This is a genomic window from Sphingomonas montana (assembly GCF_001956315.1).
GTDB classification, from domain to species: Bacteria; Pseudomonadota; Alphaproteobacteria; order Sphingomonadales; family Sphingomonadaceae; genus Sphingomonas_R; species Sphingomonas_R montana.
The window spans coordinates 61,228-77,899 of record NZ_KV887142.1; the positions used below are offsets into that span (position 1 = coordinate 61,228).

The window sequence follows — 16,672 nt, forward strand, 5'->3', positions numbered from 1 at the left end:
AGCCCCCTCCCCTTCAAGGGAGGGGGGCAAGAACACTCACCCAATAAGACAAAAAGTCCCCTCGCATCCGCCCGCACTCCCCCTACAACCCAACGATGACCACCCTCATCCCAGTCCTCGGCGACCAGCTCTCCGGCACCCTCGCCTCGCTCCGCGACCAGGACCGCGCCACCAGCGTGATCCTGCTGGTCGAAGTCAGAGCCGAGACCCAGTACGTCAAACATCACAAGAAGAAGATCGCGCTCATCTTCTCCGCAATGCGCCACTTCGCCGCCGCGCTCGAAAAGTCCGGCTGGACCGTCGACTATGTCCGCCTCACCGACCCCGCCAACACGCACAGCTTCACCGGCGAAGTCACCCGCGCCGCGGCGCGCCACGCCGCCACCGCAATCCGCACGGTCGAAGGCGCGGAGTATCGCGTGCGCCAGATGCAGGACGACTGGTCGAAGGCCACCGGCCTCCCCGTCGACATCCTCCACGACGATCGCTTCATCTGCTCGATCCCCGAATTCATGACCTGGGCGCAGGGCCGCAAGGAACACCGGATGGAGTTCTTCTACCGCGACATGCGGCGCAAGACCGGGCTCCTCATGGACCCGAACGGCAAGCCGACCGGCGGCGACTGGAACTACGACAAGGAGAACCGTCAGACCCCGCCGCGCGGACTCAACTACCCCGCCCCGCTCCGCTTCGAACCGGACGAGATCACGCAGGACGTCCTCACCCTCGTCGCCGAAGAGTTCGCGGACCATTTCGGCGACCTCACACCCTTCGCGCTCCCCGTCACCCGCGCTCACGCCAAACAGGCGCTCAAGCATTTCATCGACACCGCGCTCCCCGATTTCGGGCGCTACCAGGACGCGATGATCGCGGGGCAGGACTATCTCTACCACAGCGTGCTGTCGCTCTGCCTCAACACCGGCCTGCTCGAACCGCTGGAGGTCTGCGAGGCCGCCGCCGCTGCCTACGACGCCGGTCTCGCCCCGCTGCCGGCGACCGAGGGCTTCATCCGCCAGATCGCCGGCTGGCGCGAATATATGCGCGGCATGTACTGGTGGGACATGCCCGAGTTCGCGACGCGCAACGCGCTGAACGCACACCGCCCGCTCCCGGACTTCTACTGGACCGGCGACACCGACATGCGGTGCCTGGCGCAAAGCGTCGACCAGACGAAGCGCGAGGCCTACGCCCACCATATCCAGCGCCTCATGGTGCTCGGCAACTTCGCGATGCTTGCCGGCGTCGAGCCGGGCGAGATCAGCGACTGGTTCCTCGTCGTCTATTTCGACGCCTATGAATGGGTCGAAATGCCCAACGTCATCGGGATGAGCCAGTTCGCCGACGGCGGCATGATCGCGTCGAAACCCTATGCCGGCGGCGGTGCCTATATCGACCGCATGTCCGATTATTGCGGCCGCTGCCGCTACGACGTGAAGCAGAAGACCGGCCCCGACGCCTGCCCGTTCAACGCGCTCTACTGGGATTTCCTCGCCCGCCACGAAGACACGCTCAAAACCAACATGCGCCTCCGCACCGTCTACGCCAGTTGGAACCGCATGACCGACGACCGCCGCGCCGAATACCGCACCAGCGCCGCCACCTTCCTCGAAACACTCATACCCGCAAAGCCCGGCTACGCGAAGGACTGACGTCCTAGATCGTCATCCCGACAAAAGCCGCGGTCCCCGTTCGGTAAAGCACGGTTAGGTCACACTGGGGCCCAACGCACCCGTGACACCGTAAAATCCCGCTTCCGCCGTCACTTCGATCGGTCATAACAGTCCGACAAGAAAGGTCGGGGGGACGCGCGACATGACGGGACGATATTGGCGCACGGGGATCGTCGCGGCGCTGACCATTCTCGCGACGCCCGTGGCCGCCGCACAATGGTTCGAAGCGCGCAGCGATCATTTCGTCATCTACGCCCCCGGCAGTGCGGACACGGCACGCGACTACGCCACCCGCCTCGAACGATTCGACAAGGGGCTGCGCGTCATCCGCAAGAGGCCCGACCGTCCGTCGGATCGGTCGAACCCGCTCTTCATCTACGTGCTCGACAACCCCGCCGCGGTCGAACGGCTGTGCGGCGCGAACGGCAAGCGCAAGCCTGCCACGTGCCGCAATGTCGCCGGCTTCTACCAGCCGCGCGCCAGTGGTTCGGTCGCGTTCACGCCCCGCCGTTCGGGCGACGGCGGCAAGTTCGACCTGGACGCGCAGACCGTGCTGTTCCACGAATATGCCCACCATTTCATGTTCGCCAACTACACCGCCGCCTACCCGTCCTGGTTCACCGAGGGGTTCGCCGAATTCAACGGCACCGCGCGGTTCGAACGCGATGGCGGGCTCGGCTTCGGCATTCCGGCGCTCTACCGCGGCTATTCGCTGTTGCGCGGCCAGCCGATGCCGGTGGCCGAACTGCTCACCGTCGACAATCGGAAACTCAAACCCGAACAGCGCAGCGTCCTCTACGGACGCGGCTGGTTGCTCACCCATTATCTGACGTTCGACAAGGAACGCGACGGACAGCTCGGCCGGTATCTGACGGCGCTCAACGACGGCCGGTCCAGCCTCGACGCCGCGACCGCCGCGTTCGGCGACCTGAAGCAGCTCGATCGCGACCTCGACCGGTATCTCATGGCGTCCCGCATGAAATATCTCGTGATCGGTAAGGACCGGCTGCCGATCGGCGACATCGCGGTCCGGCCGCTCACCCCCGGCGAAACCGCGATGCTGCCCGTCCGGATGCGTTCCGAACGCGGTGTCGATGCGGTCGCGGGGCGGGACGTCGCGGCGCAGGCGCGCCTGCTCGCCGCCCCCTACCCGAACGACGTAATGGTCCAGACCTGGCTTGCCGAGGCGGAATATGACGCGCGGCGCGACGATCTCGCCGAAGCGGCGGCGGACCGCGCGCTCGCCGCCGATCCCAAGGCGCGCGATGCCATGCTGTACAAGGGCCGGGCGCATGTCCGCCGCGCCGTCCTGGCGCACGCCACCGACCCCGCCGTCTGGAAGGAAGCGCGCAGCTGGTTCATCAAGGCCAACCGGCTCGATCCCGAAGCGGCCGAACCGTTGATGCTGTTCTACGACAGTTTCCGCGCCGCCCGGGTCCGGCCCAGCGACAATGCGGTGCTGGGGCTGGAAAAGGCGTTCGTGCTCGCGCCGCAGGACGGTGGCCTGCGCTTTCGCCTGGCCCGCGAATATCTTCGCGACAATAAACGTGCGGAAGCGAAACTCGTCCTGGCTCCGCTCGCCTATGATCCGCACAGTGGGCCGGATAACCCGGCTGCAAGGCTCATCGCCCGCATCGACACCGCCGATGCCGCCACCCTCCGCGCCGCCGCCGACGAAGGATCGCCGGACGATCAGGACGATTCGAACTGAATGAAGGGCCGCGGTCATCACGCTGGTCCCCGCCCGCCCAGCCCCAAACCGTTATCCCGGCGAAAGTCGGGAACTTCCTTCGGTAAAGCGCCCACCTCACAGCCCGAGCAAGATCCCGGTCTGCGCCGTGATGACGGCCGAACTTCGCCAACCCGAACCCAGCCCGCCACCAACCTTGCATCCGCGGGGGTCCGATGCTAACCGCCCACCACCATGCAGAGGGACGCGAACGCGCCCCCTTTTTTCGCATGGCATGAACAGCATGATGGGGCGGGGACACGCGTGGAGACTTCCGGCGGCATTCAGGCAAGTCTTGGCGGGCGCTACGCGATGGCGCTGTTCGAACTTGCGCGCGATGAGCGGCAGATCGATGTCGTGTCGGCGTCGCTGTCGACGCTGAACCAGGCGGTGGCCGGGTCCGACGACTTCCGCCGGCTCGTCACCAGCCCGCTCGTGGGTCGGGTCGATGCCGCGCGCGCCGTTGCGGCGGTCGCCCCACAGCTGGGTCTCGATCCGCTGACCACGAAGTTCCTCGGCGTGCTCGCCACAAACCGCCGCTTGCGCGATCTGCCCGCCATCATGCGGTCGTTCCGCATGCTGGCTGCCGCGCATCGCGGCGAAACCACGGCGGAGGTCGTCTCGGCCCATCCGCTCGACGCGGACCAGCTCGATGCGCTCAAGGCGAAGCTGAAGGCGCAGACCGGCAAGGACGTCTCGATCGAGGCAACCGTCGACCAGTCCATTCTCGGCGGCCTCATCGTCAAGCTCGGCTCGCGCCAGGTCGATGGGTCGATCCGCACCAAATTGAACATGCTCGCGCACGCGATGAAAGGCTGAACATGGATATCCGCGCCGCAGAAATCTCGAAGGTCATCCGGGACCAGATCGCCAGCTTCGGCACCGAGGCTCAGGTGTCCGAAGTCGGCACCGTCCTGTCGGTGGGTGACGGCATCGCCCGCATCCACGGCCTCGACAATGTCCAGGCCGGCGAGATGATCGAATTCTCGAACGGCGTGCAGGGCATGGCGCTGAACCTCGAGGCCGACAATGTCGGCGCCGTGATCTTCGGCTCCGACGCCGAGATCGGTGAGGGCGACATCGTCCGCCGCACCGGCACCATCGTCGACGTCCCCGTCGGCAAGGGCCTGCTCGGCCGCGTGGTCGACGGCCTCGGCAACCCGATCGACGGCAAGGGGCCTATCGTCGCCGAAAAGCGGATGCGCGTCGAGGTGAAGGCGCCCGGCATCATCCCGCGCAAGTCGGTGCATGAGCCCGTCCAGACCGGCCTCAAGGCGCTCGACGCGCTCGTGCCGGTCGGCCGCGGTCAGCGCGAACTGATCATCGGCGATCGCCAGACCGGCAAGACCGCCGTCGCGATCGACACGTTCATCAACCAGAAGCAGGGCCATCAGGGCGACGACGAGAGCAAGAAGCTCTACTGCATCTACGTCGCCGTCGGCCAGAAGCGCTCCACCGTGGCGCAGATCGTCCGCGCTTTGGAGGAGAACGGCGCGATGGAATATTCCATCGTCGTCGCCGCCACCGCGTCGGAACCAGCTCCGTTGCAGTTTCTGGCACCCTATACCGGCTGCGCGATGGGCGAATATTTCCGCGACAACGGCATGCACGCCGTCATCGTCTATGACGATCTGTCGAAGCAGGCCGTCGCCTACCGCCAGATGTCGCTGCTGCTGCGCCGTCCGCCGGGCCGCGAAGCCTATCCGGGCGACGTGTTCTACCTGCACAGCCGTCTGCTCGAGCGTGCGGCCAAGATGAACGACGACAATGGCAACGGTTCGCTGACGGCACTGCCGATCATCGAAACGCAGGCCGGCGACGTGTCCGCCTACATCCCGACCAACGTGATCTCGATCACCGACGGCCAGATCTTCCTCGAAACCGAACTGTTCTACCAGGGCGTCCGCCCGGCGATCAACGTCGGTCTCTCGGTCAGCCGCGTCGGTTCCGCCGCGCAGACCAAGGCGATGAAGAAGGTCGCCGGCTCGATCAAGCTGGAACTGGCGCAGTACCGCGAAATGGCGGCCTTCGCGCAGTTCGGTTCCGATCTCGACGCCTCGACGCAGCGCCTGCTCAACCGCGGCGCGCGGCTCACGGAACTGCTCAAGCAGGGCCAGTATCAGCCGCTGCCGTTTGAGGAACAGGTCGTGTCGATCTTCGCCGGGGTTAACGGTTTCCTCGACACCGTCCCTGTCGCCGACGTGACGCGTTACGAGGCCGCGCTGCTGACCCACATCCGCTCGCACGACACCGCGATCCTGACCACGATCCGCGACAGCAAGGATCTCTCTAAGGAGACGACCGAAGCGCTCAAGGAAGCTATCGGCCACTTCGCCAAGACGTTCGCCTGACATAGACTAGGCCCTCTCCCCTCCGGGGAGAGGGTTGGAAGAGGGGCGTCACTGGACGCCGCCTCGAAATCGCAAGAAAGACCCAAGGGCAATGGCCAGCCTCAAGAGCCTCAAGGTCCGCATCACCTCGGTGAAGTCGACCCAGAAGATCACCAAGGCCATGAAGATGGTGGCCGCGGCAAAGCTGCGCCGGGCGCAGATGGCGGCCGAGGCCGGCCGTCCCTACGCCGAACGGCTGACCGCGGTCATGTCCAGCCTCGCCGGCAAGGTGCAGGTCGGGCCGAACAGCCCGAAACTGCTCGCGGGCACCGGTTCGGACCAGCGTTACATGATCGTCGTCGCCACGTCCGAACGCGGTCTTGCAGGCGCGTTCAACAGCAACATCGTCCGCGCCGCACGCAAGAAGGCCGACGCGCTGATCGCCGAGGGCAAGGACGTGAAGTTCTACCTGATCGGCAAGAAGGGCCGCGCGGTCCTCAACCGCCTGTTCCCCGGCCGGATCGTCCATCAGGTCGATCAGACGCATATCAAGAACGTCGCGTTCACCGACGCGCTCGAGGTCGCCCGCGACCTGACCGCCCGGTTCGAAGGTGGCGAGTATGACGTCGCGCTGCTGTTCTACGCCCGTTTCCAGTCCGCGCTGGTCCAGGTGCCGACCGAACAGCAGATCATCCCTGTCTCCATCCCGCAGGTCGAGGGCACCGTCGCGCCGGTCGCCGCCGCCACCGAGTATGAGCCCGACGAGGAAACGATCCTGGCCGAGCTGCTGCCGCGTAACGTTGCGATCCAGTTGTTCCGCGCGATGCTGGAAAATGCGGCGTCCGAACAGGGCAGCCGCATGAACGCGATGGACAACGCCACCCGCAACGCGGGCGACATGATCAACCGCCTCACCATCCAGTATAACCGCAGCCGCCAGGCCGCGATCACCACCGAACTCATCGAAATCATCGCAGGCGCGGAAGCGCTCTAAACACTATACATCTGCCGTATCGCACCCCCGCCCCGGTGGGGGACCGCCGCGACGGTAGACTTTTGGAAGGCAAGGGACGAACCCGATGGCAACCGCACCAGCACTCACCACGCCCACACTGGCGACGAACAATGTCGGCCGCGTGTCGCAGATCATCGGCGCCGTCGTCGACGTGACGTTCGAGGACAAGCTGCCCGCGATCCTCTCCGCGCTGGAGACGACGAACCAGGGCAACCGCCTCGTGCTCGAAGTCGCGCAGCATCTTGGCGAGAACACCGTCCGCACCATCGCGATGGACTCGACCGAGGGCCTGACCCGTGGTCAGCCCGTGACCGACACCGGCACGCAGATCCTCGTTCCCGTCGGCCCCGCCACGCTCGGCCGCATCCTGAACGTCGTCGGCGATCCGATCGACGAGCGCGGCCCGGTCAATGCCGCGACGCGCATGCCGATCCATGCCAAGGCCCCGGAATTCATCGATCAGTCGACCGAGTCCGCGATCCTCGTCACCGGCATCAAGGTCATCGATCTGCTCGCACCCTATGCAAAGGGCGGCAAGATCGGCCTGTTCGGCGGCGCCGGCGTCGGCAAGACCGTGCTGATCCAGGAACTGATCAACAACATCGCCAAGGGCCATGGCGGCACTTCGGTGTTCGCGGGCGTGGGCGAGCGCACCCGCGAGGGCAACGATCTCTACCACGAATTCCTCGACGCCGGCGTCATCGCCAAGGACGCCGACGGCAATCCGCAGTCGGAAGGCTCCAAGGTCGCACTCGTGTTCGGCCAGATGAACGAGCCGCCGGGCGCCCGCGCTCGCGTCGCACTATCGGGCCTCACCAACGCGGAATATTTCCGCGACGTCGAGGGCCAGGACGTGCTGTTCTTCGTCGACAACATCTTCCGCTTCACGCAAGCCGGGTCCGAAGTTTCCGCGCTGCTCGGCCGCATCCCGTCGGCCGTGGGCTACCAGCCGACGCTGTCGACCGACATGGGTCAGCTGCAGGAACGCATCACTTCGACCAACAAGGGGTCGATCACCTCGGTCCAGGCGATCTACGTGCCTGCCGACGATCTTACCGATCCCGCGCCCGCCACGTCGTTCGCGCATCTCGATGCCACGACCAACCTCAACCGCGCGATCTCCGAACTCGGCATCTACCCCGCGGTTGATCCGCTCGACTCCACGTCGCGCATGCTGTCGCCCCGCATCGTCGGTCAGGAGCATTACGACACAGCCCGCGCGGTCCAGTCGCTGCTCCAGCGTTACAAGTCGCTCCAGGACATCATCGCCATCCTCGGCATGGACGAGCTGTCCGAAGAGGATAAGCTGACCGTCCAGCGCGCCCGCAAGATCCAGCGCTTCCTGTCCCAGCCGTTCCACGTCGCAGAAGTCTTCACCGGCATCAGCGGCAAATTCGTCCAGGTCGAAGACACGGTCCGCAGCTTCAAGGCGATCGTCGCCGGCGAATATGACCACCTGCCCGAAGCGGCCTTCTACATGGTCGGCGGCATCGAAGAAGCCGTCGCCAAGGCCGAAAAGATGGCTCAGGAAGCGTAAGCTGCCATGGTGCTCGAGCTGACCAAGGCGATGTTCCGCCGCCTTGTCATGCTCGAGCTTCTCATCACGGTTGTCGCCGTTCCGCTGCTCGTATGGCAGCAACTCCAGCCCGAATGGATCAAGTTCGACGCCGAATTTGAAGCCCTGATCGTCGGGATGGGCGGGCGAACTGCGATGTCCGACTCCGAGTTGGTCCTTTCCGCGCCTATTCTGGTCTCATTGGTGGTCGCCCTGATCGGGCTACTCAGTTTCAAGCCGTGGGCGAGGACTTTGTATCTGGCCAGCTGGGGGGCCGCCCTGCTGCTATCGCTATTCTGGTTTGGACCTGCGAATTACGCAACCGCGGCGGAAGACCTGATTGAGACGCTCGATGACGTCATCGGGGGTGCGATCCTGACCTTGGCTTATGGTCGCTCCCTTGGTGCCGATTGGTTCGCCGGCACGTCAAGCAACCCGTCTTAGGAAAACCCGATGCCCAACCTCCACTTCGAGCTCGTCACCCCGGAAAAGCTGCTCCGTTCGGAGGACGTCCACATGGTCGTCGTACCCGGCGTCGAAGGCCACTTCGCGGTCCTTGAAGGACACGCCCCCTTCATGACCGTCATCCGCCCCGGCGAGATCGCGATCTACAGCTCGGCCACCACGATCACCGGCCGAATCGCGATCGAGGGCGGTTTCGCCGAAGTGAACGAGAAAGGCCTCACCATCCTCGCCGAGGCCGCCACCGAAGTCGCATAACGGCGGCTGACCTTCCACCCCCCCCTCCCGCCGTTGCGCGACGGGGCCGGGGTGAAGGGCCTTCCTGCCTTCCAACCCCAAAAGCTCAAACCCGCCGGCCCATCACCAGGTCGTCATACACCTGCGCGCCGACGCTGAACGTCCGCCGGCCGATCGCCGCGAACCCCATCCGCGTATAGAAAGTGATCGCGCGGTCGTTGCCGCCGTGCACCCCCACTGTCACCCGCGCAGCACCCATCGCCGCCGCGTCGTCCAGCACGCCGGCCATCAGCGCCGCCCCCGCCCCGCGTCGCTGCGCGATGCCCATGAGGTAGATCCGCCGCAACTCGCGGTCGCCATCGCGCACGCAGTCCGCCGGCAGGTCGGGCGTGGTCAACACCGCATAGCCCACCAGCGCGCCCAGCGGCGCGGTCGCCACCCGGATCCGCGTGCCCGCATCCGCCAGCCACGTCGCGTAGACGTCCGCGCCATGCCGGGCCGCGACATGCGCCAGCAGGTCCGCCGCCGGAATCATATGGGCATAGCTTTCGAGGAACGTCGCGCCCCCGACCAGGCTGAGCGCCGCGGCATCGCCGGCCTCGCCCGCGCGTATCACAAGCTGCATGTCCGGCCCTTCCACCAGGGTTAGCAAATTCTCAAGCATCGCCCGTTAACGCTTCGCGCAAGGCAGGCACAGGCGAAACGTCGTGCCCGACAAGGACGGATCGGCATGAGTGCATTCGGACGGCGGAGCGGCTCGGGAAGCGGTGCAGGCACGCGGCCCGCCTTCGGGGTCGCGCGCCCGATGCAGGGCGGCACCGTCGCGGTCGACCTGGGCACGCAATTCCCGTCGCTCGACTCACTGCCCGGTGCGGAACCCGGTAGCGAGATGCCGCTGACCGATGCGATGACCCGGCTCGCCGACCGCCAGGCCGCGTCTGGCGAGGCCGGCAGCAACCGCCCCGAAGGGTTCGAGGCGTCGGTCCACAAGATCAAGGAACAGGTTCTCCCCCGCCTGCTCGAACGGGTCGATCCGGAAGCCGCCGCCACCCTGACCAAGGACGAACTGGCCGAGGAATTCCGCCCGATCATCGGCGAGGTGCTGGCCGACCTCAAGATCACGCTCAACCGCCGCGAACAGTTCGCGCTGGAAAAAGTACTGGTCGACGAACTGCTCGGCCTGGGTCCGCTCGAGGAACTGCTCGCCGATCCGCTCATCACCGACATCATGGTGAACGGTCCGGACCAGGTCTATATTGAAAAGAAGGGCAAACTCACCATCGCCCCCGTCGTGTTCCGCGACGAGGAGCATCTGTTCCAGATCGCGCAGCGCATCGTGTCGAAGGTCGGCCGCCGCGTCGACCAGACCACGCCGCTGGCCGACGCCCGCCTCGCTGACGGCTCACGCGTCAACGTCATCGTGCCGCCGCTCTCGCTGCGCGGCACCGCCATCTCGATCCGTAAATTCTCCGCCAAGCCGATCACGCTCGACATGATGGCCAGCGGCGGGTCGATGTCGGTCAAGATGGCCACCGCGCTCAAGATCGCCGGCGCCTGCCGCTTCAACATCATCATCTCGGGCGGCACCGGCTCGGGCAAGACGACGATGCTGAACGCGCTGTCCAAGATGATCGACCCCGGCGAACGCGTCATCACCATCGAGGACGCCGCCGAGCTTCGGTTGCAACAGCCGCACTGGCTGCCGCTCGAAACCCGACCGCCGAACCTGGAGGGCAAGGGCGCGATCACGATCCGCGACCTCGTCGTCAACGCGCTGCGCATGCGGCCCGACCGCATCATCCTGGGCGAAATCCGCGGACCGGAATGTTTCGATATGCTGGCTGCGATGAACACCGGTCATGACGGCTCGATGTGCACGCTCCACAGCAACAGCCCGCGCGAGGCGCTGGCCCGCATGGAAAACATGGTGCTGATGTCCGACATCAAGGTGCCCAAGGAAGCGATCAGCCGCCAGATCGCCGACTCGGTCGATCTGATCATCCAGGTGAAACGCCTGCGCGACGGTTCGCGCCGCATCACCAACATCACCGAGGTGATCGGCATGGAAGGCCCGGTGATCGTGACGCAGGAACTGTTCAAGTTCGAATATATGGACGAGGGCAATGACGGCATGATCCACGGCGAATATCGCGCCATGGGCCTGCGCCCCTACACGCTCGACAAGGCCAAGCAGTTCGGCTTCGACCAGCCCTATCTGGAGAGTTGCCTGTAACGTCAGAAGGTAGAGCGACCGGCCGGGACCGGGAGCAGGGAAAGCCCCTCCCCTTCAGGGGAGGGGCTCGGAAAGGCATCCGCACAAGTCACCCCCGCAACCCCAGCCCCAGACACATCACCGCCACGAACAGCGCGAACACCGTCACCTCGCTCCACGGCACCCACCCCACCCCCGCGACATGCCGCCGCCGCTGGCGCAGCCGTTCGGCCAGTCCCGCCGCGATCGCGACCAGCACGGCCGCGCCCGCGGCCCATAGAAGCAAGTCTTGCAACGCCGTCCCCCCACCGCGATACTCGGCGCGGAGAACTAGAACCGGAGAGCCGCCTTGCGCCACCATTTCCTTGCCGCCGCCGCTGTCGCCACGCTGGCCGTCCCCGGCGCGACGCTGGCGCAAACCCCCTCCGCCGCGATCCGCGCCGCGGTCGCCGCGCCGACCCGCACGCCCGCGAACCAGCTACGCGACGCCTATCGCCACCCGGCCCAGACGCTGGCCTTCTTCGGCGTGAAGCCGACCGACACGATCGTCGAATTCTCCCCCGCCGGCGGCTGGTACACCGAAATCCTGGGGCCGCTTACCAACGGCAAGGGCCGCTATGTCGCGCTCGTCGGTTCGGCCAAGGGTGCCGACTCCGCCACCAAGATGCTCGCGGCCAAGCGCGCCGCGGTCGGCCCGGCTGCTACTGTCGCGACCATGGATGCCGCGGCTGCCACCTCCACCGTGCCGGCCGCCAGTGCCGACGTCGTCCTTACCTTCCGCAACATTCACAACCTGACCATGGGCGGCGGCACCACCGCCGCCGGCGCCTTCAAGGCGTGGTATGCGATGCTCAAGCCCGGTGGCACGCTCGGCATCGTCGAACATCGCCTGCCCGCCGCCCGCCCGGACAGCGACGAGAAGACCAGCGGCTATCTCAAGCGCACCACCGTCGTTGCGCTGGCGCAGGCCGCCGGCTTCCGACTGGCGGGCGAAAGCCAGGTGAACGCCAACCCGAAGGACAAGGCCGACTATCCCAAGGGCGTCTGGACGCTGCCGCCCAACTATGCGGAAGGCGATACAGACCGCGCCAAATATGCCGCGATCGGCGAAAGCGACCGCATGACGTTGAAGTTCGTCAAGCCCCGCTGACCCCGGGACGCGACGGCATGCGGGGGGTGAGGCTTGCCCCCCTCGTGCCGGCCCGCTATCGCCCGCGCTTTCCATCCACCGATCAGGAACATGACATGGCCGAGAACGAAGGCATGACCGACGTCGACAACGCGATGTTCGCCGGTGACGACACCGCGCCGCAGGTCGGCGTGATCGCGCAATATGTGAAGGATTTCTCGTTCGAGAACCCCAACGCGCCGATGATCTACCAGCAGCAGGCACAGCCGCGGATCGACGTGCAGTTCAACATCGGCTCCAACGCGGTGGGCGAGGACATTTACGAGGTGATCCTCAAGATCGAGGCCAAGGCGTCGGTCGAGGACCAGACCGCGTTCGCGATCGAGCTGAGCTATGCCGGCCTGTTCGGCATCCGCAACGTCCCCGACGACCAGATGCAGCCCTTCCTGCTCGCCGAAGCGCCGCGGCTCCTGTTCCCCTTCGCGCGCCGCATCGTCGCCGACGCCACCCGCGACGGCAACTTCCCCCCGCTGATGCTGGAACCGATCGACTTCGCCGCGCTGTACCTGTCGCAGCAGCAGGGCGCCACCGACGGCCAGGGCCAGCCCATCGGCCACGCCTGAGGGTTTGCGGGCTTCCCCCCCCCCCCCCCCCCCCGGGGAGAACCCCCAACCCAAACCAAACCCCCCCCCCCCCGGGGGGGGGGGGGGGGGGGGGGGGGNAGGGGTAGGGGGGTGGGGGCCCCAGCTCCTCCCCTGAAACCTCGTCGGCTTGAAACGCTCAGCCCTACCCCAACCCCTCCCCTGAAGGAGAGGGGCTAAGAAGAAGCCCAACCCCAAACACTACGTCATCCCGGACGTGATCCGGGATCCCGCTTCTTATCCAACCCCAGCCTATAACCAGAGCATGCACGGCCATCCGAAGCCGCAGACCCCGCCCGGCAACCAGTCAAAACCACGCCCCCCCCCGGACCGCCCAGCCGCGCCACCACCACCACACCGCCCGGAAATGAGGAACCCCGCATGAGCCTCGTCCGCAACACCGCGACCATCGGCGGGTTCACCCTCATCAGCCGTATTCTGGGGCTCGTTCGCGACATCCTGATGGCGCGGTTCGTCGGCGCGGGCTTCGCATCGGATGCGTTCCTCGTCGCGTGGCGGCTCCCCAACCTGTTCCGCGCGCTGTTCGCGGAGGGCGCGTTCGCCTCCGCCTTCGTCCCCATGTTCAACCGCACGATTGCCGAGGGCGAGCAGGACGGCAAGGACGGCCTCCCCGCCGGCCGCCGCTTTGCCGAGGACGTGCTGTCGGTCCTGTTCCCGTTTCTCGCGGTCTTCACCACGCTCGTCATGCTCGTCCCCGGACCCGTCGTCTGGGCGATCACCTTCGGCTTCCGCGAAAGCGGCGGCGCGGACAAGCTGGCGCTCGCCACCGAACTCACCCGCATCACCTTTCCCTATCTCATGCTCATCTCGCTGGTGTCGCTTCTCGGCGGTATTCTGAACTCGCTCGGCCGCTTCTGGGTCAACGCCGCCGCCCCCGTCCTGCTCAACCTCTGCATGATCGCGGGCCTTGTCTTCTTCCGCGGCCATACCGGCATCGACACCGCGCGGACGCAGGCGATCGCCGTCACCGTCTCGGGCGTGGCGCAGCTCGCCTGGCTCATCTGGTCCTGCCGCCGCGCGGGCATCGTCCTGAAACTCAAGCGTCCACGGCTCACCCCGCAGGTTCGCAAGCTCCTGGCCATCATCTGGCCCGCCGCGATCGGCGCGGGCGCGGTGCAGTTCAACCTGCTGATCTCGACCATGCTCGCCTCCGGCTTCCTCGGCGAAGGGGCGGTATCCTACCTCTATTATGCGGATCGGCTGAACCAGCTCCCGCTCGGCCTGATCGGCATCGGCGTCGGCACCGCCATCCTGCCCGCGCTCTCCCGCCAGATCGGGTCGGGCAACGCCGCCGCCGCGGTCCACACCCAGAACCGCGCGATCGAGCTGTCGCTGCTCCTGACGCTCCCCGCCACCATCGCGCTGATGCTGTCCGCCACCCCGCTCGTCCGCGGGCTGTTCCAGGGGCTGCGCTTCACCGCGGAGGCGACCGAGGGCTGTGCCGCCGCCCTCACCGCCTTTTCGTTCGGTCTGCCCGCCTACATCCTCATCAAGGTCCTCACCCCCGGCTTCTACGCCCGGTCGGACACGCGCACCCCCGTGCGGATCGCGATGATCGCGATGGTCGCCAACCTCGCCCTCAACCTCGGCTTCGTGTTCCTGACGCCGCTCGGCTATGTCGGCCTCGCCTTCTCGACCGCCGCCGCGGCGTGGCTCAACGTCGCGATGCTCTACATCACGCTCCGCCGCCGTGGCCATTTCGCGGTCGACGTGCAACTCGCCCGCCGCACCGTGCGGCTCGGCGCCGCCAGCGTCGCCATGGGCGCCGTCCTGCTGCTCCTGAACCCGCTGGTCGACCCCTACACCGCCGGCCCCATCCCGATCCGCGCCGCCGCCCTCACCGCGCTTATCGCCGCCGGCGCCCTCACTTACGCCGCCGCCGCCTTCCTCTTCCGAGCTTTCTCGATTGCGGAGCTCAAGGGACTGCGGAAGCGGGGGTGAGCGTAATGCCATACAACGCGTTCACGATCCTCTGACCTCGTTTGGTTCGAGCCTGTCGAGAACCACGCGCAGGGTTCTCGACAGGCTCGAACCAAATGGAACCGGAGACATATCGAGCCGATGTTATCGTTGCCCGAAGGCTCTTAGATCGCCCCAGCAATGTCTGAATGTGGTGGAAAGCGGACGTTCCGCGTTTGGCAACTATCGCAGAAAGGCCATCACCGGGTTAGCTACCAGCGCCAAACCAAGGCAGAGAAATACGAAATCAACAGCGGTGATAAACCCTCGCCACAAAGCCGGATCGTTCCGGTTTGCCGACAACGGCAGGTAGTGGAGGGCGGCTATTTCACCCGTGCGGTAGAGGCGAACAAGTTGATACCCTGCCCAACCAATCTGAAGAATACCGCCCAACAAGGCGTATAGGTCTGCTCCGCTCATGCGGTGACATTCTCGGCATTTGGCCTCATTCGCAAGCGGGAAGCGTTTCGAGGTGCGAATGTCCGCAATTGGGCGGTAGCGGACAATGGTCCCTCCTCCACCGTCGCGGCTCCAAACAGGCCTCCCCTCCCCAACCCCGCGCTTGACGCCGCCCCCGCCCTCGGCGACAGGCCCCGCTATGGCCATGCGTATCGTCTCGGGCATCCAGCCCACCGGAAACCTCCACCTCGGCAATTATCTGGGCGCGATCCGCAACTGGGTGCGGATGCAGGACGAGATGCCGGCGGACGGCGAATGCCTGTTCTTCCTCGCCGATCTCCACGCGATCACCGTCCATAACGACCCCGTGCTTCTCGCCGCGAACATCCGCGAGATGGCGGCGACGATCATCGCCTGCGGTATCGATCCCACGCGCGCCATCCTGTTCCGTCAGGCCCATGTCCCCGCCCATACCGAGCTGTGCTGGCTGCTGAACGGCACCGCCCGCATCGGCTGGCTGAACCGCATGACGCAGTTCAAGGAGAAGTCCGGCAAGAACCGCGAGGGTGCCTCGGTCGGCCTGTTCGCCTACCCGGTGCTGCAGGCCGCGGACGTCCTGCTGTATCAGGCCACGCATGTGCCGGTGGGCGAGGACCAGAAGCAGCATCTCGAACTGGCGCGCGACATCGCGACGAAGTTCAACGCCGACACCGGCAGCGACCTGTTCACCCTGCCCGAACCGATCATCCCGCCCGCCGCCGCGCGCATCATGTCGTTGCGCGACGGCACCGCCAAGATGTCGAAGTCCGATCCGTCGGACGCCAGCCGCATCGCGCTGACCGACGATGCGGACACGATCGCTGCGAAGATCCGCAAGGCCAAGTCGGACGCCGACGCGCTTCCCGCCACCGTGGCCGAACTCGCCGACCGGCCGGAGGCGCGCAACCTCGTCGGCATCTATGCCGCGCTGGCGGGCGTGACGCCCGATCAGGTGCTGGCAACCCACGCGGGCAAGGGCTTCGGCGCGTTCAAGCCTGCACTCGCCGAGCTCGCGGTCGAAACGCTGTCGCCGATCCGCGCGCGGCTCGAAACCTTCCGTGCCGATCCCGCCGAACTCGACCGGCTGCTTGCCGACGGTGCCGCCCGCGCCCGCACGCTCGCCGCCCCCACGCTGGCCAGCGCCTACGCCGCGCTGGGGCTCTGACCGACGCAGGCCGTCCTCGGGCTTATCCGTTCCTGCGGCCCCCGTTTAATTCGAGCTTGTCGAGAACTCCGGGCTCGGGCCAAACGGGGTCTGGCGCAGATTACCTTAT

General features: G+C 66.3%; 16 protein-coding genes. 13 read left to right on the plus strand and 3 right to left on the minus strand.

Going from position 1 to position 16,672, the window contains the following annotated elements; all coding sequences use genetic code 11:
• Positions 1–95 precede the first annotated feature (95 nt).
• From BKY59_RS02970 to BKY59_RS03005, 8 genes are all read left to right on the plus strand, one after another.
• Positions 96–1,649, plus strand: coding sequence for a cryptochrome/photolyase family protein (locus BKY59_RS02970; RefSeq protein WP_076068611.1), 1,554 nt, complete (start codon positions 96–98; stop codon positions 1,647–1,649).
• Positions 1,650–1,812: 163 nt separating this feature from the next.
• Positions 1,813–3,381, plus strand: coding sequence for a hypothetical protein (locus tag BKY59_RS02975; RefSeq protein WP_076068612.1), 1,569 nt, complete (start codon positions 1,813–1,815; stop codon positions 3,379–3,381).
• Between the two features lie 282 nt (positions 3,382–3,663).
• The gene (locus BKY59_RS02980) at positions 3,664–4,218 is read left to right on the plus strand and encodes a F0F1 ATP synthase subunit delta (protein ID WP_076068613.1); all 555 of its coding nucleotides are present in this window, start codon (positions 3,664–3,666) and stop codon (positions 4,216–4,218) included.
• A 2-nt stretch (positions 4,219–4,220) separates the two neighbouring features.
• Positions 4,221–5,750 (plus strand): F0F1 ATP synthase subunit alpha, encoded by a 1,530-nt coding sequence (gene atpA, locus BKY59_RS02985; RefSeq protein WP_076068614.1) that lies wholly within the window; start codon positions 4,221–4,223, stop codon positions 5,748–5,750.
• Between the two features lie 91 nt (positions 5,751–5,841).
• Positions 5,842–6,723, plus strand: a complete 882-nt coding sequence (locus BKY59_RS02990) for a F0F1 ATP synthase subunit gamma (protein WP_076068615.1) — start codon at positions 5,842–5,844, stop codon at positions 6,721–6,723.
• An 85-nt stretch (positions 6,724–6,808) separates the two neighbouring features.
• Positions 6,809–8,281, plus strand: a complete 1,473-nt coding sequence (gene atpD / locus BKY59_RS02995) for a F0F1 ATP synthase subunit beta (protein WP_076068616.1) — start codon at positions 6,809–6,811, stop codon at positions 8,279–8,281.
• Positions 8,282–8,287: 6 nt separating this feature from the next.
• On the plus strand, positions 8,288–8,743 hold the full coding sequence (locus BKY59_RS03000) for a hypothetical protein (RefSeq protein WP_076068617.1): 456 nt from the start codon (positions 8,288–8,290) through the stop codon (positions 8,741–8,743).
• 9 nt (positions 8,744–8,752) lie between these two features.
• Positions 8,753–9,019: an ATP synthase F1 subunit epsilon gene (locus tag BKY59_RS03005; protein WP_076068618.1), complete on the plus strand. Its 267-nt coding sequence runs from the start codon at positions 8,753–8,755 to the stop codon at positions 9,017–9,019.
• Between the two features lie 85 nt (positions 9,020–9,104).
• Here the strand turns inward: BKY59_RS03005 and BKY59_RS03010 are convergent, their stop codons facing one another.
• Complete coding sequence (locus tag BKY59_RS03010) at positions 9,105–9,623, minus strand: GNAT family N-acetyltransferase (RefSeq protein WP_076068707.1); 519 nt, start codon at positions 9,621–9,623, stop codon at positions 9,105–9,107.
• Between the two features lie 105 nt (positions 9,624–9,728).
• On the opposite strand from BKY59_RS03010, the gene BKY59_RS03015 reads away from it, so the two are divergent.
• Positions 9,729–11,231, plus strand: coding sequence for a TadA family conjugal transfer-associated ATPase (locus BKY59_RS03015; protein ID WP_076068619.1), 1,503 nt, complete (start codon positions 9,729–9,731; stop codon positions 11,229–11,231).
• 88 nt (positions 11,232–11,319) lie between these two features.
• Here BKY59_RS03015 and BKY59_RS17015 read toward each other — a convergent pair whose 3' ends face one another.
• Positions 11,320–11,496 (minus strand): hypothetical protein, encoded by a 177-nt coding sequence (locus tag BKY59_RS17015; protein WP_206362003.1) that lies wholly within the window; start codon positions 11,494–11,496, stop codon positions 11,320–11,322.
• Positions 11,497–11,559: 63 nt separating this feature from the next.
• On the opposite strand from BKY59_RS17015, the gene BKY59_RS03020 reads away from it, so the two are divergent.
• The 3 genes from BKY59_RS03020 to murJ all read left to right on the plus strand — a co-directional run bounded on the left by BKY59_RS03020 (position 11,560) and on the right by murJ (position 14,942).
• On the plus strand, positions 11,560–12,360 hold the full coding sequence (locus BKY59_RS03020) for a class I SAM-dependent methyltransferase (protein WP_076068620.1): 801 nt from the start codon (positions 11,560–11,562) through the stop codon (positions 12,358–12,360).
• Between the two features lie 95 nt (positions 12,361–12,455).
• Positions 12,456–12,962 (plus strand): protein-export chaperone SecB, encoded by a 507-nt coding sequence (gene secB / locus BKY59_RS03025; RefSeq protein ID WP_076068621.1) that lies wholly within the window; start codon positions 12,456–12,458, stop codon positions 12,960–12,962.
• 399 nt (positions 12,963–13,361) lie between these two features.
• The gene (gene murJ / locus BKY59_RS03030; protein ID WP_076068622.1) at positions 13,362–14,942 is read left to right on the plus strand and encodes a murein biosynthesis integral membrane protein MurJ; all 1,581 of its coding nucleotides are present in this window, start codon (positions 13,362–13,364) and stop codon (positions 14,940–14,942) included.
• A gap of 201 nt (positions 14,943–15,143) precedes the next feature.
• On the opposite strand, the gene BKY59_RS17220 is transcribed toward murJ, so the two are convergent.
• Positions 15,144–15,380, minus strand: coding sequence for a hypothetical protein (locus BKY59_RS17220; protein WP_129586171.1), 237 nt, complete (start codon positions 15,378–15,380; stop codon positions 15,144–15,146).
• A gap of 184 nt (positions 15,381–15,564) precedes the next feature.
• On the opposite strand from BKY59_RS17220, the gene trpS reads away from it, so the two are divergent.
• Positions 15,565–16,563, plus strand: coding sequence for a tryptophan--tRNA ligase (gene trpS, locus BKY59_RS03035; protein WP_076068708.1), 999 nt, complete (start codon positions 15,565–15,567; stop codon positions 16,561–16,563).
• Positions 16,564–16,672 lie beyond the last annotated feature (109 nt).